The sequence below is a fragment of the Polaromonas sp. P1_A2 genome, from assembly GCF_056406895.1.
This window is the reverse complement of sequence record NZ_JBFTZI010000007.1, coordinates 98,400-120,017: the sequence shown is the minus strand read 5'-3', so window position 1 is coordinate 120,017 and position 21,618 is coordinate 98,400. Positions and strand designations below refer to the sequence as shown.

The 21,618-nt window shown below is 65.3% G+C and carries 17 protein-coding genes; 14 read left to right on the top strand and 3 right to left on the bottom strand.

Going from position 1 to position 21,618, the window contains the following annotated elements; genetic code table 11:
- Positions 1 to 45 precede the first annotated feature (45 nt).
- Positions 46 to 1,191 (bottom strand): 4-hydroxyphenylpyruvate dioxygenase, encoded by a 1,146-nt coding sequence (hppD, locus tag AC1D09_RS22245; protein WP_477664507.1) that lies wholly within the window; start codon positions 1,189 to 1,191, stop codon positions 46 to 48.
- A 118-nt stretch (positions 1,192 to 1,309) separates the two neighbouring features.
- Here hppD and AC1D09_RS22240 point away from each other — a divergent pair, with 118 nt between their 5' ends.
- From AC1D09_RS22240 to lnt, 4 genes are all read left to right on the top strand, one after another.
- Entirely contained in the window at positions 1,310 to 1,783 is a 474-nt protein-coding gene (locus AC1D09_RS22240; protein WP_007867295.1) for an Lrp/AsnC family transcriptional regulator, read from the top strand.
- A 251-nt stretch (positions 1,784 to 2,034) separates the two neighbouring features.
- Positions 2,035 to 2,781 carry an N-acetyltransferase family protein gene (locus AC1D09_RS22235; RefSeq protein WP_477664506.1) on the top strand — a complete coding sequence of 249 codons (747 nt, stop codon included), beginning with the start codon at positions 2,035 to 2,037 and terminating at the stop codon, positions 2,779 to 2,781.
- A gap of 897 nt (positions 2,782 to 3,678) precedes the next feature.
- On the top strand, positions 3,679 to 4,461 hold the full coding sequence (locus AC1D09_RS22230) for an HlyC/CorC family transporter (RefSeq protein WP_477662477.1): 783 nt from the start codon (positions 3,679 to 3,681) through the stop codon (positions 4,459 to 4,461).
- 32 nt (positions 4,462 to 4,493) lie between these two features.
- A complete protein-coding gene (lnt, locus tag AC1D09_RS22225) occupies positions 4,494 to 6,128 on the top strand; it encodes an apolipoprotein N-acyltransferase (protein ID WP_477662476.1) in 1,635 nt (544 codons plus the stop codon).
- A 130-nt stretch (positions 6,129 to 6,258) separates the two neighbouring features.
- Here lnt and AC1D09_RS22220 read toward each other — a convergent pair whose 3' ends face one another.
- Positions 6,259 to 7,167: a LysR family transcriptional regulator gene (locus AC1D09_RS22220; protein WP_477701235.1), complete on the bottom strand. Its 909-nt coding sequence runs from the start codon at positions 7,165 to 7,167 to the stop codon at positions 6,259 to 6,261.
- 239 nt (positions 7,168 to 7,406) lie between these two features.
- On the opposite strand from AC1D09_RS22220, the gene AC1D09_RS22215 reads away from it, so the two are divergent.
- Positions 7,407 to 8,495: an asparaginase gene (locus AC1D09_RS22215; RefSeq protein WP_477662474.1), complete on the top strand. Its 1,089-nt coding sequence runs from the start codon at positions 7,407 to 7,409 to the stop codon at positions 8,493 to 8,495.
- Positions 8,496 to 8,576: 81 nt separating this feature from the next.
- Here AC1D09_RS22215 and AC1D09_RS22210 read toward each other — a convergent pair whose 3' ends face one another.
- On the bottom strand, positions 8,577 to 9,353 hold the full coding sequence (locus tag AC1D09_RS22210; RefSeq protein WP_477662473.1) for an SDR family oxidoreductase: 777 nt from the start codon (positions 9,351 to 9,353) through the stop codon (positions 8,577 to 8,579).
- Between the two features lie 159 nt (positions 9,354 to 9,512).
- Here AC1D09_RS22210 and AC1D09_RS22205 point away from each other — a divergent pair, with 159 nt between their 5' ends.
- The 9 genes from AC1D09_RS22205 (at position 9,513) to AC1D09_RS22165 (ending at position 21,556) form a co-directional block, all read left to right on the top strand.
- Positions 9,513 to 10,457, top strand: a complete 945-nt coding sequence (locus AC1D09_RS22205) for a LysR family transcriptional regulator (protein WP_477662472.1) — start codon at positions 9,513 to 9,515, stop codon at positions 10,455 to 10,457.
- Positions 10,458 to 10,538: 81 nt separating this feature from the next.
- On the top strand, positions 10,539 to 11,459 hold the full coding sequence (gene glyQ / locus AC1D09_RS22200) for a glycine--tRNA ligase subunit alpha (RefSeq protein WP_477662471.1): 921 nt from the start codon (positions 10,539 to 10,541) through the stop codon (positions 11,457 to 11,459).
- Positions 11,460 to 11,488: 29 nt separating this feature from the next.
- Positions 11,489 to 12,022, top strand: a complete 534-nt coding sequence (locus AC1D09_RS22195; protein WP_477662470.1) for a metal-dependent hydrolase — start codon at positions 11,489 to 11,491, stop codon at positions 12,020 to 12,022.
- A complete protein-coding gene (glyS, locus tag AC1D09_RS22190; protein ID WP_477662469.1) occupies positions 12,019 to 14,124 on the top strand; it encodes a glycine--tRNA ligase subunit beta in 2,106 nt (701 codons plus the stop codon). The genes AC1D09_RS22195 and glyS overlap by 4 nt, the downstream gene beginning before the upstream one ends.
- A gap of 23 nt (positions 14,125 to 14,147) precedes the next feature.
- Complete coding sequence (gene gmhB / locus AC1D09_RS22185) at positions 14,148 to 14,720, top strand: D-glycero-beta-D-manno-heptose 1,7-bisphosphate 7-phosphatase (RefSeq protein WP_007874956.1); 573 nt, start codon at positions 14,148 to 14,150, stop codon at positions 14,718 to 14,720.
- Positions 14,721 to 14,782: 62 nt separating this feature from the next.
- On the top strand, positions 14,783 to 15,535 hold the full coding sequence (locus tag AC1D09_RS22180; RefSeq protein WP_477662468.1) for a lysophospholipid acyltransferase family protein: 753 nt from the start codon (positions 14,783 to 14,785) through the stop codon (positions 15,533 to 15,535).
- A gap of 39 nt (positions 15,536 to 15,574) precedes the next feature.
- The gene (locus tag AC1D09_RS22175; protein ID WP_477662467.1) at positions 15,575 to 16,594 is read left to right on the top strand and encodes a M48 family metallopeptidase; all 1,020 of its coding nucleotides are present in this window, start codon (positions 15,575 to 15,577) and stop codon (positions 16,592 to 16,594) included.
- A 158-nt stretch (positions 16,595 to 16,752) separates the two neighbouring features.
- On the top strand, positions 16,753 to 17,193 hold the full coding sequence (locus tag AC1D09_RS22170; RefSeq protein ID WP_074579839.1) for a response regulator: 441 nt from the start codon (positions 16,753 to 16,755) through the stop codon (positions 17,191 to 17,193).
- Between the two features lie 58 nt (positions 17,194 to 17,251).
- A complete protein-coding gene (locus tag AC1D09_RS22165) occupies positions 17,252 to 21,556 on the top strand; it encodes a PAS domain S-box protein (protein WP_477662466.1) in 4,305 nt (1,434 codons plus the stop codon).
- The last annotated feature ends 62 nt before the right edge of the window (positions 21,557 to 21,618 follow it).

Sequence of the window (21,618 nt, the reverse complement as noted above, 5' to 3'; positions counted from 1 at the left end):
TCCGTAAGGGGGTGGTCGATGGGAGCTTTATTGTGCCCCCGCTTTTCAGGCTGCCTTTGCGTCCGCCAGAACCCCGCGGCGCATCTGGTCCAGTTCGATGCTCTCGAACAGCGCCTTGAAATTGCCCTCGCCGAAGCCGTCGTCGCCCTTGCGCTGGATGAACTCGAAGAAGATCGGCCCCAGCTGGTTTTCGCTGAAGATCTGCAGCAGCAGCGCGCCTTTTTTGCCGTCCACCAGGATCTTGCGCTTTTTCAGGTCCGCCACGCTTTCGCCGTGGCCCGGGATGCGCTTGTCGACCAGCTCGTAGTAAGTGTCTATGGTGTCCAGCAGCTTCACGCCGCTGGCGCGCAGCGCATCCACCGTGGCGAACAGGTCGTTGCTGCCCATGGCGATGTGCTGAATGCCTTCGCCCTGGTAGCGGTCCAGGTACTCCTGGATCTGGCCGGCCTTCTCATTGCCTTCTTCGTTGATCGGGATGCGGATCTTGCCGCAGGGGCTGGTCATGGCTTTGCTTTTCACGCCGGTGACCTGGCCTTCGATGTCGAAGTAGCGGATCTCGCGGAAGTTGAAGAGCCGCTCGTAGAAGCCGGCCCATTCGTCCATGCGGCCGCGGTGCACGTTGTGCGTCAGGTGGTCGATATAGGTCAGGCCGTGGCCCGCCGGGTTCAGCGCATCGGCCTCGACGCCGGGCAGGGGCTCGAAGTCCACGTCGTAAAAGCCGATGTTGCCGATGTCGCCGGGCTGCGCGCCATTCTTGCCGCGCCACTTGTCGATGAAATAAATGATGGAGTCGCCGATTCCCTTGATGGCCGGAATGTTGAGCTCGCCCGGGCCCGCCGTGTGGGCATAACCCCAGGCGCCCAGCGAAATCGCGCGCTCATAGGCGAATTTGGCGTCCTTCACGCGAAAGGCGATGGCGCAGACGCTGGGGCCGTGCTGGCGCGCAAAGCGCTGCGCGAAGGAGTCGGGTTCGGCGTTCAGGATGAAGTTGATGCCGCCCTGGCGGTACAGCGTCACGTTCTTGTGGCGGTGTTTGGCGATCGGCTTGAAGCCCATGCGCACAAACAGCGCCGCCATGGCGGCCGGGTCGGGGGCGGCGTATTCGATGAACTCGAAGCCGTCCGTGCCCATGGGGTTGTCCCATGCCGCGCCTTGTTCAAAGTTCAGGGCGGCGTCGGTGCGTGCATTCATGCATGTCTCCAGAATGTTGGGGGTATGCATGGGACTTTAGCGGCGCCGCCCATCAGTTTTACTGCGAAATAGGGCGTTTGAATTGCCTTGAACGCAATAAAACTGCAAAATAAGTGACATGGAAACACTCGACAAGCTCGATCGCCAGATTCTGCGCAAACTTCAGGACGACGGCCGTGCCACCTACGACCAGCTGGCCGAACAGGTGGGCCTCTCGCCCAGCGCGGTGCTCAGGCGCGTCAAGCGGCTCGAGGAGAGCGGCGTCATAGACCGCTATGTGGCGCTGGTCAAACCCGAGGCCGTGGGCCTGGGCCTGACGGCTTACCTCAACGTACGGCTCGAAAAACACACTGAAAGCCACAAGCGCAACCCCATGGACCTGTTCCGCGCCAGCGTGCAGACCTGGCCCGAGGTGGCCGAATGCGCGGCGCTGACAGGGGAAATGGACTATCTGCTGCGTGTACTGGTCGAGGACATGGCCCACTACAGCCGCTTCATCATGGACACCCTGCTCAAGCACCCCAGCGTGCAGGACTGCAAAACCAGCTTTGTACTGGACCGGGTCAAGGCAACCACAGCCGTGCCTTTGTGAGGTCTGGGCGAGTCAGCCCCGCGTCAACAACCGGGTAGCCAATGGCTGTGTGCTGGATTTGGCAGGACGCGGGCCTGAATTTTGTTGTTGCGATGCAACATTTTTCCCTCCAAAGCCGATTCACTATGATTTTGATAGCTTATTGAGTCCTATTGACGGGCCAAGTGCCTGGTTTTGGCTGGCCTCCCTATTGAGGGCCTTTGAGAAGCCCCTAGGCTGGGAATTCTAGGGAAAACCCTTATATTGAAGCCATGGTTTCACCCGGCACACTTTTAAAAGCATCCTACAACGCGAGCAAGGAGTTCTTCCGCCCGCCTGTAGCAGAGACGCGCGCGCCCCAGCAGCAGCCTGCCGCCGCCCCGCACGTCCAGCCAGTCATGGTCCCCATCCGTTCCATAGGCCCCAGCCACGGGGAACGCATCGCCACCCATTTGCTGGCCCTGGGCGAACACGACCGTTATTTGCGCTTCGGCTACGCAGCCAATGACGAGCAGGTGCGCCGTTATGTCGACAGCCTGAACTTCGACCGCGACGAGATCTTCGGCATCTACAACCGCAAGCTGCAGCTGATCGCCATGGCCCACCTGGCGCATTCGACCGACCCCAACCTCAAGAGCTGCGCTGAATTCGGCGTCTCGGTGCTGGCCCAGGCCCGCGGCCGGGGCTACGGTTCGCGCCTGTTCGATCGCGCCGTGATGCACGCCCGCAACGACGGCGTCGACATGATGTTCATCCACGCGCTCAGCGAAAACACCGCCATGCTCAACATCGCCCGCAAGGCCGGCGCCACCATCGTGCGCGACGGCTCCGAAAGCGAGGCCTACCTCAAGCTGCCCCCGGCCGACCTGGATTCGCGCATGACCGAAATGGTCGAAGAGCAGATCGCCCAGACCGATTACCGCCTCAAGGTCCAGGCCAAGCAGTTCTGGGACTTGCTGGGGGTGATCCAGGAAGTGCGGCAAGGGGTCCGGGACGGTAGGGACCGGATGCCCATGTAGTTTGGGTGACCTGGCTGGTCGGGCTGTCTCTCTGCTGAGGGCGGTTGGCCGGGGGTTGCCCGGCGGCAACTCACTTTTCTTTTGCTTCGCCAAAAGAAAAGTAAGCAAAAGAAAAGGCGACCCTGGTGTCTGCGTCCCTCCGCTTCGCTACGGGCAACCTGCGGTGCTCGGTCCAGCCGGGGTCTGGCTAAACTCGCTACGCTGCGCTTCGCTCAGACAACGCCAGCCCTGATCCGTCTGGACCTCCGCTCCTCGGCGCATACACAAGGGGGTGGGGACAGGAGTACCAATACCGAATACCTGAAGAAACAAGGACACGCCATGGCGTGTCCTTGTTGGTATTTGTCTTCTTGGTTTTCTGTCCCCGCTCCAGATTGCCCCGTCCTGGCTGGGCCGAGGAGCGCAGACGTAGGCGGATCAGGGATCGCGCTTGTTTGAGCCGAAGGCGAGTTTGCGCGAGACCCCGCCGTAGTCGAGCACCGCAGGTTGCCCGTAGCGCAGCGAAGGGACCCAGACTGCGGGTCGCCTTTCTTTTGGGCACTTTTCTTTGGCGAAGCAAAGAAAAGTGCCTCGCCCGCCGGGGCGAGACCCGGCTCGCTGAACTAAGAAAAGCGCGCGCCGCCGGCGTAAGACCCGGCTCAACCACTACAACCAAAGATTTCGTCCAACCCCAACCCGATACTCAATTGCTATCAAACAAGTAGCACCACAGCCCCAGTCACAAAAGGTTGGCAGGAGAAATTTCCTGTAAACCCTGCCGCCCCACCCTCACCATCAAAGATTTCAGCTATCCTTACCCCCTTCACAACTACCGACCGCCATCACGTGTCCGACGTTCCCCCCAGTCGGTCTTCCAGGCCAGAAGACAAGCGAGGCTTTCTGCAAAAGCTCGCTGAAATGCTCCACCCCGGTCCCGACTCGAAAGACGAGTTGATCGAAACCCTGGTGGAGGCCCAGGACAATGACGTTATTGGCGCCCAGAGCCGTGAAATGCTCGAGGGCGTGATCCGCATGGCCGACATGACGGCCGGCGACGTCATGGTGGCGGCGCCGCGCATGGATGTGATCAACATCGACGCGCCTTTCGACGAGTTGCTGCACCTGGTCATAGACACCGCCCATTCGCGCTTTCCCGTCTATGAAGGCGAAAAGGAAAACATCCTCGGCATCCTGATGGCCAAGGATTTGCTGAAACTGCAGCGCGCGCCCGAACTCAACATCAAGGCCTTGCTGCGCCCCGCCGTCTTCGTGCCCGAAAGCAAGGGCCTGAACGACCTGCTGCGTGAGTTCCGCGGCAACCGCAACCACCTGGCCATCGTGATCGACGAGTTCGGCCGCGTGGCCGGCCTGATCACGATTGAAGACGTGCTTGAGCAGATCGTCGGCGAGATCGAGGACGAATTCGACATTGCCGAGGACGAGGGCGACATCTTCGGCCTGACCGACCACACCTACCGGGTCAGCGGCGACACCTCGATAGAGCGCGTCAACGAGGCTTTCGGCGTGACGCTGCCGGAAACCGATTTCGACACCATAGGCGGGCTGGTGGCGCACGAGATGGGCCATGTGCCCAAGCGCGGCGAACACTACGCGCTGGCCGGCCTGCAATTCACGGTGCTGCACACCAAAGGTGGCGCGGTGCGCTGGTTCAAGGTATCGCCGGTATCCGCCGGCGTCTGACGACACACACAATAAAGTAAAGAGGGCAATATATGGCACGGGACTCGATCCACAGCATGATGTCCCACCTGCCGACCTTGCCCGCCTTGCTTGAGCATGCGCGCAACCTGCCGCCGCGCAAGGGCTTCTCGCCCTTCCAGCTGGTCATGGTGCTGATCGCCGGCTGCCTGCACGCCGCCAGCATGGCCTGGCCCTTTGATTTCGGCTTTGTGCAGGGGCAGCCCCTGGGGGGCATGCAGCTGCTGGCGATGTTCCTGTTCGCCGCGCAGATCGACAGCTGCCGCTCCATGAAGCGCGCCGCCTGGCTGGGCGTCGCCTTTGGCACGGCCATGCTGTGCAGCACTTTCTGGTGGCTGTTCATTTCCATGCACTTCTACGGCGGGCTGGCCGCGCCGCTGACGGTGCTGGCCGTGGTGCTGCTCGCGGCCTTTTTGTCGCTGTACTACGCCGCGGCGGGCGCGCTTTTTGTGCGGCTGGCGCCGCGCCGCAAGCTGCCGCGTGCCCTGGTGTTTGCCTCGCTGTGGCTGCTGGCCGAGCTGGCCCGCGTTGAATTTTTCACCGGTTTCCCGTGGGGCGAGGGCGGCTACGCCCATGTGGACGGCTGGGCCCGGCCGCTGGCCGCCTGGGTGGGCGTGCACGGCATCACCTTCCTGGCGGCGCTGGCCGCCGCCTGGCTGGCCATGGCCTTGCGCGCTTCCCAAATGCAGTGGGTGACCGCCATCGCCATCGTGCTGGCCGGTTTTGTCCTGTCCTACCTGCCGGTGCAAAGCGCCTTGCCGGGCGCGGCGGGCTCCACTGCGGCCGCCGAGCCGCTGCAGGTCACGCTGCTGCAGGGCAACATCCCGCAGAATGAAAAATTCCAGAGCGGCACCGGCGTGGCCACCGCGCTGCAGTGGTACGGCCAGCAACTGCGCGACGCAAGGACGCCGCTGGTGGTGGCGCCCGAGACCGCCATTCCGCTGCTGCCCATGCAGTTGCCCGACGGCTACTGGCGGGCGCTGCAGTCGCGCTTTGCCACCGGGCAGCAGGCGGCGCTGGTCGGCATGCCCGTGGGCAGCCCGCAGGCCGGTTATGCCAACTCGGTGGTCGGCTTCAAGCCCGGCCAGCCCGAGCTCTACCGCTTTGACAAACACCACCTGGTGCCTTTCGGCGAATTCGTTCCGCCCGGCTTTCGCTGGTTCATCGACATGATGCGCATCCCGCTGGGCGACTTCAACCGCGGCGCGGTCGGCCAGGCTTCTTTTGAATGGAAAGGCCAGCGGCTGGCGCCCAACATCTGCTACGAAGACCTGTTCGGTGAAGAGCTGGGCGCGCGTTTTGCCGACCCGGCGCTGGCGCCCACGATTTTTGTCAACGTCAGCAACATCGCCTGGTTCGGCAATACCGTGGCGATAGACCAGCACCTGCAGATCTCGCGCATGCGCGCGCTCGAATTCAGCCGCCCCATGATCCGCGCCACCAACACCGGCGCCACCGTCATCATCGACCATACCGGCAAGGTCACGTATTCGCTGGAGCGCCACACGCGCGGCGCACTGGTCGGCGAGGTCGAGGGCCGCAACGGCATCACGCCTTATGCTGAGTGGGTGTCGCGCTACGGCCTGTGGCCGCTGTGGGGCCTGGGCCTGGGCGTGGCCCTGCTGGCCCTGTTGTTCCGCCGTCGCTAGATAGGTTTACCCCGTCGGACGCTCACTGCGTGTAGCGCCTTCCCCCTTCCAGGGGCGGCGCCTGCGGCCTGGCAAAGCCAGTTCCGCGGCCCCTGCTGGCCCGGAGGGTGTTTCGGTGAGTTGGGTGTGCTCAGTGCGTTGCTGCCATCACGCCGTGCAGTAAATCCGGGATCATTTCCAGCATGCGCAGCGCATCCTGGCCCGGCGGCGTGCTGGTGGCGAAGTACATCTGCAGCGGCGCGTGGGCGAACTCATGCAGCGGCACCGCCGTCAGAGAGGCCGGGTCCAGGTTGCTGGCCGTGAGAAAGTCCACCACTGTCCAGCCCATGCCGCGCCTGACCAGCTCCAGCGCCAGCCGCGAGGTCTGTACCTGCAGGCCCGCCGGGGCGCTCAGGCCCAGGTGGCGGGCCAGCTCGTCGATCGAGCTGCACATCGGGTCCTCGCCCACCAGCCGTATCAAGGGCATGCCGGCCAGGAAGGACATCGGGTTCTGCCGGCGCGCCCGCACCGCGCGCTGCCAGATCTCGCGCGTGACGGCCAGGTAGAGCGGCCCGCTCACCAGCGTCGTGCTGGTCAGCAGCGGGTGCGGGTGTTCATAAAAGCCCAGCGCGAAGTCCACGCCCCGCGTCAGCAGGGCCTGCACCATCTGGTCCTGGTGCAGGGTGCGCACCTCGACGCGCACGCGCGGGTGCCGCGCCATGTGCCGCTCCAGCACCAGCGGTAAAAATTCGTGGCTGATGGACGGGATGGCCGCCAGCCGCACCTGGCCGTCGGCCGCCTGCCGCAGGTTGACGGCCATGCGCTTGAGTCCGTCCAGCTTCTGGTGGATTTGCGTGGACTCCTCAAACAGCACCCGCGCCTCCGGCGTGGGCGCCAGCGAGCCCTTGCCGCGCGTGAACAGCTTGTAGCCCAGCTGCAGCTCGGTGTGTGAAATGGTCTTGCTGACGGCCGAGGGCGTGATGCAGATCAGCCGCGCGGCCGCGCTCATATTGCCCGTCTGCATGACGGCCTGGAAGACTTCAAGTTGCCTGAGGTTCATGGTTGTGCCGGGCGCCGAAGCGGCAAAAAAGGGGTTGCTTGCCGCCGGGGTGTGAGTTTTATTCATACCCCTCGTTACATTATGCATCGCCACTTTTCGAGGGGCTGGCTACGATGAGCCACCTTTGGCCTGGTGCCGGAGGAGACATCGGGACGCAGGCCAAGGCATTGACACTTTTTCACAGCTGTCTTTCAGGGCCCGCGACCCGGCAGAACTATTTCACCTTCCTGGGATATCTCATGCAAATCGCTTCCACCCTCCTGAAAATGGGCGCCGGGCTCGGCCTCGTCGCCTTCACCGCGCTGGGCACGCCAGCCTCCGTGCTCGCGCAAACCGCCGGCAAACCCAATGTCGTGATCCTGGCCACTGGCGGCACGATTGCCGGCGCCGGCGCTTCGGCCCTGAACAGCGCCACCTACGCCGCCGCGAAAGTGCCGGTCGACAAGCTGCTGGCCGGCCTGCCCGAACTGGCCAACATCGCCAACGTCAAGGGCGAGCAGGTCTCGCAGATCGCCTCGGAAAGCTTTACCAACGACAACCTCATGAAGCTGGGCAAGCGCATCTCGGCGCTGGTCAAGCAGTCCGACGTGGACGGCATCGTCGTCACCCACGGCACCGACACGCTGGAAGAAACCGCCTACTTCCTCAACCTCGTGATCCGCACCAGCAAGCCCATCGTGGTGGTGGGCTCCATGCGTCCCGGCACGGCGCTGTCGGCCGACGGCGCGCTCAACCTGTTTGACGCCGTGAGCGTGGCCGCCAGCAAGGATGCGGCCGGCAAGGGCGTGCTGGTCACCATGAACGATGAAATCCAGAGCGGACGCGACGTCACCAAGACCATCAACATCAAGACCGAGGCCTTCAAGAGCCAGTGGGGCCCGCTGGGCATGGTGGTGGAAGGCAACAACTACTGGTTCCGCGCGCCCGTCAAGCGCCACACCGCGCAGTCTGAGTTCAATATCGACGACTTCGATGCGCTGGCGCCAGTGGAAATCGTTTACGGCTACGGCAACGTCTCGCGCACCGCCCTGGACGCCGTCGCCAGGACCGGCATCAAGGCCCTGATCCACGGCGGCACCGGCAACGGCTCGGTGGCCGACCGCATCGTTCCCGCGCTGCAGGAAGTGCGCGCCAAAGGCATACAGGTGGTGCGCTCCTCGCGTGTGCCCGAAGGTTTTGTGCTGCGCAACGCCGAGCAGCCCGACGACAAATACGACTGGGTGGTCGCGCACGACCTGAACCCGCAAAAAGCCCGCATCCTGGCCGCCGTGGCCCTGACCAGGAACGTGGACAGCAAGGAACTGCAGCGCATCTTCTGGCAGTACTGAGTCTTTCCGGGGCGGAAAGACAAAAGGGCGATGCCGGTAACGGCATCGCCCTCTTTTCATGGGCCGGTGGGGCCTGGCTGCTTAGAGCTGGCTCATGCCGCCGTCGACGATCAGTTCGGTACCCACGATGAAGGCAGCGTCGGGCGACGACAGGTAGACCACGGCGCTGGCCACCTCATCGGGCGTGCCGAAGCGCTTGACCGGCACTTGCGCCTGGATGCCGGCGGCCAATGCATCCAGCTGGTCGGCGGGCACGCCCAGCTTGCCGTAAAGCGGCGTCGTCACCGGGCCGGGGCTCACCACATTGACGCGGATGCCGCGCCCCACCAGTTCGGCCGACAGCGTCTTGGCCAGCGAAATCAGCGCGGCCTTGCTGGCGGCATAGACGCTGGAGTTGGGCATGCCGATGTGGGCGTTGATGGAGCCGTTCAGGATGACGGCCGCGCCCGTGTTCAGCAGCGGCGACAGCGCCTGGATCGCGAAGAAGGCGCCCTTCACGTTGACGTTGAAGGTTTGGTCCCACAGCGCTTCGTCCACGCTTTCGAGCGGGGCGAATTTTGCGACGCCCGCGTTGATGAAGACCGCGTCCAGCGTGATGCCCTGGGCGCGCAGCGCGCCGGCCAGCGCTTGGGCGGCGCCGCTTTCGCCTGCGTCGTTGCGCAGCGCAATGGCGCCTTCGCCCAGTTGGGCTTTGGCTTGGTTCAGCGTGGCCTCGTCGCGGCCGGTGATGATGACGCGGGCGCCTTGTGCGGCGAATTGCAGCGCCGTGGCCAGGCCGATGCCGCTGTTGCCGCCCGTGACGAGCACGGTCTTGTTGGCAAAACGGGGTGTGAAGGAGGCGGTTTGTGCGGTGGTCATATCAGTTTCCTTGAGTCGTTTGTTGAAGGGGTTTCTGGTTCGGCGAGCCTTCTGGCTTGCCGATGGGTCCAATGTACGATTCATGTTCTCTAAGAAGAAGGCCTGAAAAGTGTTTTAATCATTCAGGTTTTATGAATATCAAGCACTGGAGACGCCGCCATGGACCGTTTGCGAGCTTTTGAGGTGTTTGCCGCCGTGGTGGGTCGCGGCAGTTTCACGCGCGCGGCCGATGCGCTGGACACTTCGCCGGCCAACGTCACGCGTTACATCAACGAGCTGGAAGCCCACCTGGGCACCCGCCTGCTCAACCGCAGTTCGCGCAGGCTCTCGCTCACCGAAAGCGGCGAGGCGCTGTATGAGCGCAGCAAGTCCATCCTCGAGGAGGTCGCCGACGCTGAAGCGCTGGCCTCGTCGGCCACCTTGCAGCCGCGCGGGCGCCTGCGCATCAACGCGCCCGTGAGCTTCGGCATACGCCAGCTGGCGCCGCTGTGGCCGCGCTTCATGCAAAGTTATCCCGGCGTGGAGCTCGACATCGCGCTCAGCGACCGCGTGGTCGACATCGTCGAAGAGGGCTACGACCTCGCCATCCGCATCTCGCGCGCCGGCCCCGCCACCCACGCGGCGCGCAAGCTGGCCACCTCCTGCAACATCGTCTGCGCCGCGCCCGCCTACCTCAAGCAGCACGGCAGCCCCCGGGTGCCGGCCGACCTGGCGGCGCACCGCTGCCTGGGCTACACCTATGCGGCCACCGCCAATGAATGGCATTTCGTCGACGAGCAGGCGCGCCCGCACAAGGTCAAGGTCCAGTACGTCATGCATGCCAACAACGGCGACACGGCCCGTGAAGCGGCCCTGGCCGGGCAGGGCATCATCTGGCAGCCGGCCTTTCTGGTCGGCGACGACCTGCGCGAAGGGCGCCTGCTGCCCTTGCTGCCGGGTTACCGCATGCCCGACATCGACGTGCTGGCCGTCTACCCCAGCCGCCGCCACTTGAGCGCCAAGGTCCGCGTGATGGTGGATTTCCTGGCGCAGGCCTTCAAGGACGGGCCTGCCTGGTACGTACCGCCCGACGCGGCCCCCGCGCGCCGTCGCCGCGTAAAATGACCGGTTTAGCACTGCCGCCGACGCGGCCTTGCCTTTCCGGCGCCTGCACAGGCGCCGCGCTTTTGTCCTGAACCCATTCCTATGCTCACTTTCCAGCAAATCATCTTGAAGCTGCAGTCCTACTGGGACGCCCAGGGCTGCGCGCTGCTGCAGCCCTATGACATGGAGGTCGGCGCCGGCACCTCGCACACCGCGACCTTTCTGCGCGCGCTGGGCCCCGAGCCCTGGAAAGCCGCTTATGTGCAGCCCAGCCGCCGCCCCAAGGACGGCCGCTACGGCGAGAACCCCAACCGCCTGCAGCACTACTACCAGTACCAGGTCGTGCTCAAGCCGGCGCCCGCCAACATCCTGGAGCTCTACCTCGGCTCGCTCGAGGCCCTGGGCTTTGACCTCAAGAAAAACGACATCCGCTTCGTCGAGGACGACTGGGAGAACCCCACGCTGGGCGCCTGGGGCCTGGGCTGGGAAGTCTGGCTCAACGGCATGGAAGTCACGCAGTTCACCTACTTCCAGCAGGTCGGCGGCATAGACTGCAAGCCCGCCACCGGTGAGATCACCTACGGCCTGGAACGCCTGGCCATGTATTTGCAGGGCGTGGACAACGTCTACAACCTGGTCTGGACCGAAGGGCCCGACGGCGCCAAGCTGAGCTACGGCGACGTCTACAAACAAAACGAGGTCGAGCAGTCCACCTACAACTTCGAGCACAGCGACGCCGATTTCCTGTTCACCGCCTTCAGCGCGCATGAAAAGCAGGCCAAGCACCTTATTGAGGTGCAACTGGCCCTGCCGGCCTATGAGCAGGTGCTCAAGGCCGCGCACAGCTTCAATTTGCTCGATGCGCGCGGCGCCATCAGCGTGACCGAACGCGCCGCCTACATAGGCCGCATCCGCAACCTGGCGCGCGCCGTGGCACAAAGTTATTACGAAAGCCGCGAGCGCCTGGGTTTTCCGATGGCACCGCGCGAGTGGGTGCAGCAGTTGCCCAAGAAAGCCGCCTGAGGACTTCGCGCCTTACTCCGCCGCACCCGATGCCCACCATCTTTTCCCATATTGCCGTTCCCATCGCCGCCGCCGTGGCCCTGGGCAGCAAGCGGATACCGCCCTCCATGTTGGCGGCGGGCATGGTCGCGGCCATTCTTCCCGACTTTGACGGCATTGCTTTCAAGCTCGGCATCCATTACGGTGGTATCTGGGGCCACCGCGGCTTTACCCACACCCTGGGCTTTGCGCTCCTCGCTGGCCTGATTGGCGCGTGGCTGGCGCGGCATTGGAAACTGGCGCCGTGGCAAGGTTATGCCTGGATAGCACTCTGCATGTTTTCGCACCCGTTGTTGGATACCCTCACCAATGGCGGCGTGGCCATCCCGCTCTACTGGCCCCTCTCTGAACAGCGGTTTTTCAGCCCCTGGCGGCCCGTAGAGGTTTCTCCGGTCTCTTTTTCCCGATTTTTCACGCAACGCGGCGCCGACGTGTTGCTCAATGAAGTCCAAACCATCTGGCTGCCGCTGATGGCCGCGGCCCTGGCTATTTTTGCGCTCCGACATTCCCGAAAAAACCAATGAACGCTTCCCAAAACCTTCTCGTAGAACTGTTTGTCGAAGAACTGCCGCCCAAGGCGCTCAAAAAACTCGGTGATGCCTTTGCCGGCGTGCTGTTCGAGCAGCTCAAGGCCCAGGGCCTGACGGCCGATGCTTCGGCGCTCACCGCCTTTGCCTCGCCGCGCCGCCTGGCCGCGCATGTCACGGCGGTGGCCGCGCAGGCCGCCGACAAGGCCGTTTCGCAAAAACTCATGCCCGTGGCCGTGGGGCTGGATGCCTCCGGCAATGCCACGCCCGCGCTGCTCAAAAAGCTGCAGGCCCTGGGCGCCGACGCGTCGGCGGTCGCCGGCCTCAAGCGCGCGCCCGACGGCAAGGCCGAGGCGCTGTTCTACGACAGCACCGTCAAGGGCGCGACCTTGGCCGAGGGCTTGCAAAAAGCCGTGCTCGAAGCGATTGCCAAACTGCCGATCCCCAAGGTCATGACCTACCAGCTGGCCGACGGCTGGAGCGACGTGAAGTTTGTGCGCCCGGCGCACGGCCTGGTCGCGCTGCACGGAAGCGCCGTGGTGGCCATCGAGGCGCTGGGCCTGAAGGCCGGCAACAGCACGCACGGCCACCGCTTTGAGGCCGCCGTGGATCCGGTCGTCTTGAAAGACGCCGACAGCTACACCGCGACCTTGCAAAAAGACGGCGCGGTGATCGCCAGCTTTGCCGCGCGCAAGGCCGAGATCGCCAGGCAACTGGCGGCGGCCGCGGCCAAGGTCGGTGGCGGCGTCAAGGCGATTGAGGACGACGCGCTGCTCGAGGAAGTGACAGCGCTGGTCGAGCGCCCCAATGTGCTGGTCTGCGAGTTCGAGAAAGAATTCCTCGGCGTGCCGCAGGAATGCCTGATCCTCACGATGAAGGCCAACCAGAAATACTTCCCGCTGCTCGACGCCGCGGGCAAGCTCACCAACAAGTTCCTGGTCGTCAGCAACATCAGCCCCAGCGACGCGAGCGCGGTGACAGGCGGCAACGAGCGCGTGGTGCGCCCGCGCCTGGCCGACGCCAAATTCTTCTTTGACCAGGACCGCAAAAAAACCCTGGCTTCGCGCGTCGAAGGCCTGGGCAAGGTGGTTTATCACAACAAGCTGGGCACCCAGGGCGAGCGCACGCAGCGCGTGCGCGCGATTGCCGAGGCCATCGCCAAACGCCTGAATGCCGATGTGGCCGGCGTGCAGCGCGCCGCCGAACTGGCCAAGACCGACCTGGTGACCGACATGGTCGGCGAGTTCCCCGAGCTGCAGGGCACCATGGGCCGCTATTACGCACTCAACGACGGCCTCAGCGCCGACGTGGCCGACGCGATCGAGGATCATTACAAACCGCGCTTTGCCGGCGACGAACTGCCGCGCAACACCGTTGGTGTCATCGTCGCGCTGGCCGACAAGCTGGAAACCCTGGTCGGCATGTTCGGCATCGGAAACCTGCCGACCGGCGACAAGGACCCGTTCGCGCTGCGTCGCCATGCGCTGGGCGTGATCCGCATGCTGGTCGAGAAAGACCTGCCGCTGGGCTTGGCCGAACTGGTCGAAAGCGTGCAGCCGGTGTTCGGCGACAAGATACAGGACGCCTCCGTCGCCCTGGTTGATTTCATCTACGACCGCCTGGCCGGCTCCCTGCGCGAGCAGGGCTACAGCGCGCAAGAGGTTGATGCCGTGCTGGCGCTGCGCCCCCAGCGCCTGGGCGACGTCGCCAAGCGCCTGGCCGCCGTGCGCGCTTTTGCCGCGCTGCCCGAAGCGCCGGCCCTGGCGGCCGCCAACAAGCGCGTCGGCAACATCCTCAAGAAGGCCGAAGGCACGGTAGCCGCCGCCATCAAGCCCGAACTGCTGCAGGAAGCCGCCGAAAAATCCCTGGCCGAGGCCCTGAAAACCGTCGCGCCCAAGGCCGAGGCGGCTTTTGCGTCCGGCGACTACGCGGCTTCGCTGCAGGCGCTGGCCGCGCTGAAGGCGCCCGTCGATGCCTTCTTTGACGGCGTGATGGTCAATGCCGAAGATCCGGCGCTGCGCGCCAACCGACTCGGCTTGCTGGCCACCCTGCACCAGGCGATGAATCGCGTGGCTGACCTTTCCAAGTTGGCAGCGTAAGCTTCCAGGCAAAGGCAAACACCATGAAACTCGTCATCCTCGACCGCGACGGCACCATCAACAGCGACAGTGACGACTTCGTCAAGACGCCGGACGAATGGCTGCCGCTGCCTGGTTCGCTGGAGGCGATCGCGCGGCTCAACCACGCGGGCTGGCATGTGGTGATCGCGTCCAACCAGTCGGGCCTGGGGCGCGGCCTGTTCGACGTGGCCTCGCTCAACGCCATGCATGCCAAGATGCACAAGATGCTGGCCGCCGTTGGCGGCCGTATCGACGCGGTGTTCTACTGTCCGCACAGCCCCGAGGAAAGCTGCACCTGCCGCAAGCCCTTGCCCGGCCTGTTCGAGCAGATAGGCGCGCGCTTCGGCGTGCAGCTGGCGGGCGTGCCCACGGTCGGGGATTCGCTGCGCGACCTGCAGGCCGGCGCCGCGGCGGGCTGCGAGCCGCACCTGGTGCTCACCGGCAAGTCGGCCAGGTACCGGGCCGGCGGCCAGCCGGAAGGCCTGCCGGCCGGCACCACGCTGCATGCGGACCTGGCGGCTTTCGCCGATTTCCTGCTGGAACGCAGCGCCCGGCCGCTGCCGGTGGCCATCTGAACCCCAAGCCCGCGGAACACTTTTTCGCCTCTTCGCCCTGACCTGATAGCCGGAACCCCGCCATGCCTTTCATCCGCTCCGTCCTGCACCTTCTGTGGATGGCCGTCACGGTCGTCCCCTGGGCCATCTTCGTCATCATCGCCTCGGTCTTCGTGAGCGGCACCACCATGTACTGGATGTGCGCGGGCTGGCTGCGCGTGGCGGTCAGCGGCGGCACCTTCATCCTGGGCATCAAGAACCGGGTGAGCGGCATGGAAAACCTGCCCACGGGCGAGACCAGCGCCGCCGTGCTGCTGCTCAAGCACCAGAGCACCTGGGAGACCCTGTGCATGCCCACCCTGATGCCGCACCCGCTGGCCTATGTGTTCAAGAAAGAGCTGCTGTATGTGCCTTTCTTCGGCTGGGCCATGGCGCGCATGGACATGATCCACATCGACCGCAGCCAGCGCGCCCAGGCCTTCAACAAGGTCGTGGTGCAGGGCAAGCGCCTGATGGCGCAGGGCACCTGGGTCATCATGTTTCCCGAAGGCACGCGCATCCCGCGCGGCCAGAAGGGCGTTTACAAATCCGGCGGCACGCGCCTGGCGATCGAAACTGGCGCGCCGGTGATCCCGATTGCCGTCACCTCGGCCAAATGCTGGCCGCGCAAGGCCTTTATCAAGACGCCGGGCATTGTCGACATCTCCATCGGCAAGCCCATCCCCAGCGCGGGCCGGCAGCCGGACGAGCTGATGCGCGAGGTGGAAACCTGGATAGAGTCCGAAATGCGCCGGTTGGACCCCGAGGCCTATGCCGGCGCCGCCGCCAATACCTGAGCAGTGCCTGCGCCTATCATCACGCCGCGCTAAACTGCCATGATGCAACGGCTTCTCCAGTTCACGCTCGACCTGTTTGACGCCCATCCCGCGCCGCCGGCCCGCGCTGCAAACCCGAAAAGCGCAAAACCGCCGGCAAGGCCGCGGGCTCAAAAACCGCCCACTTCCACCCCGCGGCCGCCGGCGGCTCCCGAACCCGAGTTCATCGGCCCGCAGCTGCCCGCCCAGACCCTGCAGCAGGCCCTGGCCCCGGCCACTTTCCGCCATCCGCGCGCCACGCGCGAGGCGGTGCTGGACGGCATCCTGGTGGCCTACGAATTCCGCCGCGGAAAACGCAAGACCATAGGCTTTTCAGCCGGCGCCGAGGGCCTCACGGTGAGCGCGCCCAAATGGGTGCCGCTGTATGAAATCGACAAGGCCGTGCTGGAAAAATCCGGCTGGATACTCGCCAAGCTGCAGGAGACCCGCGAGCGCCACCAGCGCATGGAGTCCGCGCGCATCGACTGGAAGGACGGCACCACCCTGCCTTTCCTGGGCGAGCAGGTGATTGTGGTGATAGACCCGCGGCACGCCTTCGGCGGCGTGGGCGCCGAACTCAAGACCCGCGCCACCGAGGTGCTGCTGCAGGGCAATGAGGGCGCGGCCGGCGACATGCTGCCCGGCGTGGCGCAGATGACGCTGCACGTGGGCCTGCCCCACAACGCCTCGGCCGAGCAGATCCGCGATGCCGTGCAGGCCTGGCTGATGCGCCAGGCCAAGCGGATTTTCATCGAGCGGCTCAACCATTTCGCGCCGCAGCTCGGCGTGCAGTGGCACAAACTCAGCCTTTCCAGCGCCGGCACGCGCTGGGGCAGCGCCAGCGCCGACGGCTCCATCCGGCTGAACTGGCGGCTGGTTCATTTCCGGCAATCGGTGATCGACTATGTGGTGGTCCATGAACTGAGCCATTTGCGTGTCATGGACCACAGCCCGCGTTTCTGGGACACCGTGCGCACCATCGTGCCCGATTACGCCGAATTGCGCGGCCAGCTCAAGGACGAAGCGATTCCGCGCTGGTAGCTGGGGGAGGGCGCCAAGGCGGCGCAGGGCAAACCCTTTGCCGGGGCTGAATCGGCGATAACAAAGTAGTACAGCTTGGCGTTACTTGTTAATATGACAAAAATATCAAAAATGCCAAAAACACCAGGGACTTGATGTCGTACCTCCAAAGCACTTCCATGAACGACAAGCTCATACTCGTAGTTGAAGACAACCCCGACCACCTGGAGCTGACTGTCTTGACTCTGGAGGAGCAGGGCGTGACGGCCGAGATCGCGGTCGCCCGCGACGGTGTGCAGGCGCTGGACTACCTGTTCGGGCAGGGGGCCCACGCGGGGCGCGACACGCAGCGACAGCCCTCGTTCATCCTGCTGGACATGAAGCTGCCCAAGCTCTCGGGGCTGGATGTGCTGCGCGGCGTGCGCGGCAACCCGCTCACGGCCCTGGTGCCGGTGGTCATGCTGACGTCCTCCAGCGAGCGCTCCGACATCGTGGCCTGCTACCAGGCCGGCGCCAATGGCTTTGTGCGCAAGCCTGTCGATTTCGGAGACCTTACGGAAAAACTCCAGCGGCTCCAGGCCTATTGGCTGGATGTCAATGAATCGATCGCGGCCGGTTGATACGCCCGCGGGGCGGGCCGCCTGTGCGGCCCGGGCGGGCTCCTGAGCGATGGCCGCGATGAAGGTTCAGATCACGCTGCGGACCCGCCTCGTCATATTGGTGCTGGCCGCGATTGTTCCGCTGTTCGGCCTGTCCATCTTCAAGGCCGTCTACAACGCCGACGTCGCCGTCGAGCGGGCCATGACCGACCTGCAGTTCGCGGCCTCGCTGGCGGCCTCCAACCAGCAGCAGCTGGCCGAGACGGCGCGCCAGGTGCTCACCGCCGTCGTCCATGCGCCCGAGCTGCTGAGCGGCGAGGACGGCAAGACCGTCAAGGGCGGCAGGGGCGGCCGCTGCGACGCCTACCTGGTGCAGCTGAACCGGCTGTTTCCGCTGTATGCCAACCTGGGCGTTGTGGGCATGGACGGCCGGGCCCTGTGCAACGGGATTCCCAATTCGACGCTGAACTACCTGGGCGACCGGGCCTATTTCCGCGAGGCCGTGGCCCGCCGCGAATTCGTGACCGGCGAATACATCGTGGGCCGCGCCACGGGCATACCCTCCATCACCTTCGCGCTGCCTCTGCTGGACCGCGAGGGGCGGGTCGTGGTCGTGGCCTATGCCTCGGTCGACCTCGGTGAAATGGCGAAGACGGCGCTGAGCATCCAGCTGCCGCCCGGCGCCGCGCTCGGCATCCACGACCGCAACGGCGTGCTGCTGGCCGGGAAACCGGCCCTGCCCATACGCGTGGGCCAAAAAGCGGCCAGCCCGGTATTGCGTGAGGCGGTCAAAACCCTGAGGACGGGCACCGCCGACGGCCCGGACGGTGCAGGCAAGCGCCGGCTCTGGGCCTTCATGCCCAGCAGCAGTAATGTGGGTGAGGCGTTTTTTGTGGCGGTCAGCCTGGACCACAACCTCGTGGTGGGCGCCACCCAGCGGCAGCTCTGGCTGGAGCTGGGCGTGCTGTCCCTGTTGGCCTTCCTGAGCGGCTTGCTGGCCTGGATGATGGGCGGGCGCGCCATCGTGGTCCCCACGCGCAACATCCTGGAGGCGACCCGGCGCATCCAGGACGGGCGGCTGGACGTGCGCATCCCGGTCACATCGTCCGACGACGGCGGGGAATTCTCCCGGATCGCCGAAGGCTTCAACCGCATGGCCGAATCCCTGCAGAAGCACCGCGGGGCCCTGGAGGCGGAACTGGCGAACAGCGAAGCCATCCAGCACAGGCTGCAGGACGCCCAGCGCCTGGGGCGCATAGGCTATTGGCAGCTTGACGTGCGCAGCGAAGAGACCTGGTGGTCCGATGAGGTCTATGACGTGCTGGGGGTGGACAAGGCGACCTTTGCCACAAATCGCGATTCGTTTTTGCAGCTGATCCATCCCGCCGACCGCCAGGACTTCAAGGCCAGGCGCGACGCCGCCGTGGCGGCCGGCCTGCCGCTGGACGTCGAGTTCCGCATCATCACGGCCGCCGGCGAGCTGCGCTGGATCCACCTGGTAGGCCGCGCCCATGGGCCGCAGGACGGCCAGCCGGGCCAGGGGCCGCGCCGCTCCGGCGTGCTCCAGGAGATCACCGACCGCAAGCAGGCGGAACTTGAAATCGCCCGCGGCACCGAGTTGCTCAACCGCACCGGCGAGCTCGCGAAAATCGGCGGCTGGGAAGTCCAAGTCGACACCATGGCGCCCTACTGGTCCCAGGAGATCTACCGCATCCATGACATGGAGCCCGGGGCCAGGCTCAGCATAGGGCAGGCGATCCGGTCCTATGCGCCGGAAGCGCAGCCCATCGTCAGGGCCGCGGCCGAAGCCGCCTTTCGTCACGGCACGCCATGGGACCTGGAGCTGCCGCTCATCACCGAGAAAGGCCGGCGCATCTGGGTGCGCACGCGCGGCCGCGCGTTGCAGCGGGACGGCAAGGTCGTGAGCCTGGTCGGCGTGCTGCAGGACATCACCGAGCAGCACCAGGCCCAGGAGCACCTGCGGCTGCTGGAGTCCTGCGTCGCCCGCCTCAACGACATCGTGCTGATCACCGAGGCCGGGCCGATTGACGAGCCGGGCCCGCGCATCGTTTTTGTCAACGATGCGTTCGAGCGCCGCACCGGCTACACCCGCGAGGAGGTGCTGGGCCGCACGCCGCGCCTGCTGCAGGGCCCCAAGACGCAGCGGGCCGAACTGGACCGCATACGCGGCGCGCTGCAGGCATGGCAGCCGGTGCGCGCCGAACTGATCAACTACACCAAGGACGGCCAGGAGTTCTGGCTGGATCTGGACATCGTGCCCATCGCCGACGCCAAGGGCCGGTACACGCACTGGGTGGCGGTCGAGCGCGACGTCACACAGCGCAAGCGGGCCGAGCAGGCGCTGATGGACAGCGAGCAGCGCTACGCCGCCCTCTTTGAGATGGCGCCTGTGCCCATGTGGGTGTTCGACGTCGCCACCTCGCGTTTCCTCAACGTCAACAAGGCTGCGGTCGACAGCTACGGCTACTCGGTGGAGGAATTCCTGGGGATGACCCTGTTCGACATCCGGCCCGAGGCCGAGCACGCGCGCCTGGAGCGCGCGCTGAGCGACAACTCGGTCGAGAGAAAAGGCTCCTGGCAGCACCGCCGCAAGGACGGCTCCATCTTTTCCGCCCATGCGGTGTCGCGGCCCATCCAGTACGCCGGCGTGCCCGCGCGCTTTGTACTGGCAATGGACGTCACGGCCCAGCTCAAGGCCGAGCGCGACGTGCAGGAGCACCTCTTTACCCTGCAGCGCGCGGCCGACGCCGCCCAGGCCATCACCTGGCACCAGACGCTGGAAGGCACCATGCATGAGGTGGCCGAACAGGCCCGGGGCGTGGTGGGCGCCCACCAGTCCATCGTCAGCCTGACCGTGAACAGCGACTGGAAGCAGGCCATCAACGCCCTGTCCCTGTCCGACAAATACGCGAAGTACCGCGACCTCATCGAGCCGCCCGACGGCACCGGCATTTACGCCATGGTCTGCCAGACCAACCGCTCCATGCGCATGACCCAGGCCGAACTCGAAGCCCATCCGCGCTGGCGCGGCTTCGGCAGCTATGCCGACAAACACCCGGCCATGCGCGGCTGGCTGGCCGTGCCGCTGACCGGGCGCGACGGCCGCAACATCGGCCTGCTGCAGCTGTCCGACAAGTACGAAGGCGAGTTCACGCAGCAGGACGAATACGTCGCGCTCGAGCTGGCCCAGCTGGCGTCCATCGCCATCGAGAACGCCCGCCTGCTGGAGGAAGTCAGCCAGCTCAACACCGGGCTGGAGCGCAAGGTTGCCGAGCGCACGCTGGAACTGGAGCGCCAGCAGGCCTTGTTCCGCGGGCTGGCCGAGCAGGCGCCCCAGGTGGTGTGGACCATCAATCCCGACGGCGCGGCCACTTACTTCAACCGCGCCTGGTTCGAACTGGTGGGCGGCAAGCTCGAGGACTGGACCGGCACGCAGTGGTTCTCCGTCATCCATCCCGAGGACCTTCCCGAGGTCAAGGCCACCTGGGAGACCGCCAGGGCCACGCAGACCCAGTTCATGGGCATACGCCGCGTGCTGGCCCGCGACGGCAGCTGCCACACCATGTCCTACCGCGCCTCGCCCGTCATCGACGAGCAGGGCCGGGTGGCTTTCTGGGTCGGCATAGACGCCGACATTACCGAGATCAAGGCCATCGAAGCCGCGCTGCGGCTGTCCAACCACGAACTCGAGGCGTTTTCCTATTCCGTGTCGCACGACCTGCGCTCGCCGCTCAACACCGTGGACGGCTTCAGCCGCCTGCTGGCCAAGCAGCTGGGCACCAACGCCGGCGACAAGGTCTCGCACTACCTGGCGCGCATCCAGGCCGGGGTGGCGCAGATGGGGCAGCTCATCGAAGACCTGCTGTCGCTGGCGCAGGTCTCGCGCGCGCCGCTGAGCAACAAGTCGGTGGACCTGTCCGCGCTGGCGCACAGCATCATGGACGACTGGCAGGCGCGCGACCCGGACCGCAAGGCGGTGATCACCATCGAAAAAGGCCTGAGGGCGCACGGCGACGCGCGCCTGGTCCGCGTGGTCATGGAAAACCTGCTCGGCAACGCCTGGAAGTTCAGCTCCCACGAGGGGGTGACCGAGATCACCGTCGGCCACACGCAGGACGCCGCGGGGCTTCCGGTGTACTTTGTGCGCGACAATGGCGCCGGTTTTGACATGGCCTACGCCGACAAGCTCTTCAACCCCTTCCAGCGCCTGCACGCCGCGTCGGAGTTTCCCGGCACCGGCATAGGCCTGGCCACTTCCAGCCGGGTCATCAAACGCCACGGCGGCAGGCTGTGGGCGGAGTCCTCGCCGGGCCATGGCGCGACCTTCTTCTTCACCCTGCCCAAAACCCCGCACACCTCTTGATGTGTCCTGATGTGACGCAATGTGTCTTCGGCGGGATTAATTACCGTGGTTGAAGTCTGTTT

What these genes read in the sequence shown, in the direction of transcription:
- hppD (WP_477664507.1), bottom strand. Translation starts at nt 1,191, where the DNA reads ATGAATGCACGCACCGACGCCGCCCTGAACTTTGAACAAGGCGCGGCA.
- AC1D09_RS22240 (WP_007867295.1), top strand. Translation starts at nt 1,310, where the DNA reads ATGGAAACACTCGACAAGCTCGATCGCCAGATTCTGCGCAAACTTCAG.
- AC1D09_RS22235 (WP_477664506.1), top strand. Translation starts at nt 2,035, where the DNA reads ATGGTTTCACCCGGCACACTTTTAAAAGCATCCTACAACGCGAGCAAG.
- AC1D09_RS22230 (WP_477662477.1), top strand. Translation starts at nt 3,679, where the DNA reads ATGCTCCACCCCGGTCCCGACTCGAAAGACGAGTTGATCGAAACCCTG.
- lnt (WP_477662476.1), top strand. Translation starts at nt 4,494, where the DNA reads ATGGCACGGGACTCGATCCACAGCATGATGTCCCACCTGCCGACCTTG.
- AC1D09_RS22220 (WP_477701235.1), bottom strand. Translation starts at nt 7,167, where the DNA reads ATGAACCTCAGGCAACTTGAAGTCTTCCAGGCCGTCATGCAGACGGGC.
- AC1D09_RS22215 (WP_477662474.1), top strand. Translation starts at nt 7,407, where the DNA reads ATGCAAATCGCTTCCACCCTCCTGAAAATGGGCGCCGGGCTCGGCCTC.
- AC1D09_RS22210 (WP_477662473.1), bottom strand. Translation starts at nt 9,353, where the DNA reads ATGACCACCGCACAAACCGCCTCCTTCACACCCCGTTTTGCCAACAAG.
- AC1D09_RS22205 (WP_477662472.1), top strand. Translation starts at nt 9,513, where the DNA reads ATGGACCGTTTGCGAGCTTTTGAGGTGTTTGCCGCCGTGGTGGGTCGC.
- glyQ (WP_477662471.1), top strand. Translation starts at nt 10,539, where the DNA reads ATGCTCACTTTCCAGCAAATCATCTTGAAGCTGCAGTCCTACTGGGAC.
- AC1D09_RS22195 (WP_477662470.1), top strand. Translation starts at nt 11,489, where the DNA reads ATGCCCACCATCTTTTCCCATATTGCCGTTCCCATCGCCGCCGCCGTG.
- glyS (WP_477662469.1), top strand. Translation starts at nt 12,019, where the DNA reads ATGAACGCTTCCCAAAACCTTCTCGTAGAACTGTTTGTCGAAGAACTG.
- gmhB (WP_007874956.1), top strand. Translation starts at nt 14,148, where the DNA reads ATGAAACTCGTCATCCTCGACCGCGACGGCACCATCAACAGCGACAGT.
- AC1D09_RS22180 (WP_477662468.1), top strand. Translation starts at nt 14,783, where the DNA reads ATGCCTTTCATCCGCTCCGTCCTGCACCTTCTGTGGATGGCCGTCACG.
- AC1D09_RS22175 (WP_477662467.1), top strand. Translation starts at nt 15,575, where the DNA reads ATGATGCAACGGCTTCTCCAGTTCACGCTCGACCTGTTTGACGCCCAT.
- AC1D09_RS22170 (WP_074579839.1), top strand. Translation starts at nt 16,753, where the DNA reads ATGAACGACAAGCTCATACTCGTAGTTGAAGACAACCCCGACCACCTG.
- AC1D09_RS22165 (WP_477662466.1), top strand. Translation starts at nt 17,252, where the DNA reads ATGAAGGTTCAGATCACGCTGCGGACCCGCCTCGTCATATTGGTGCTG.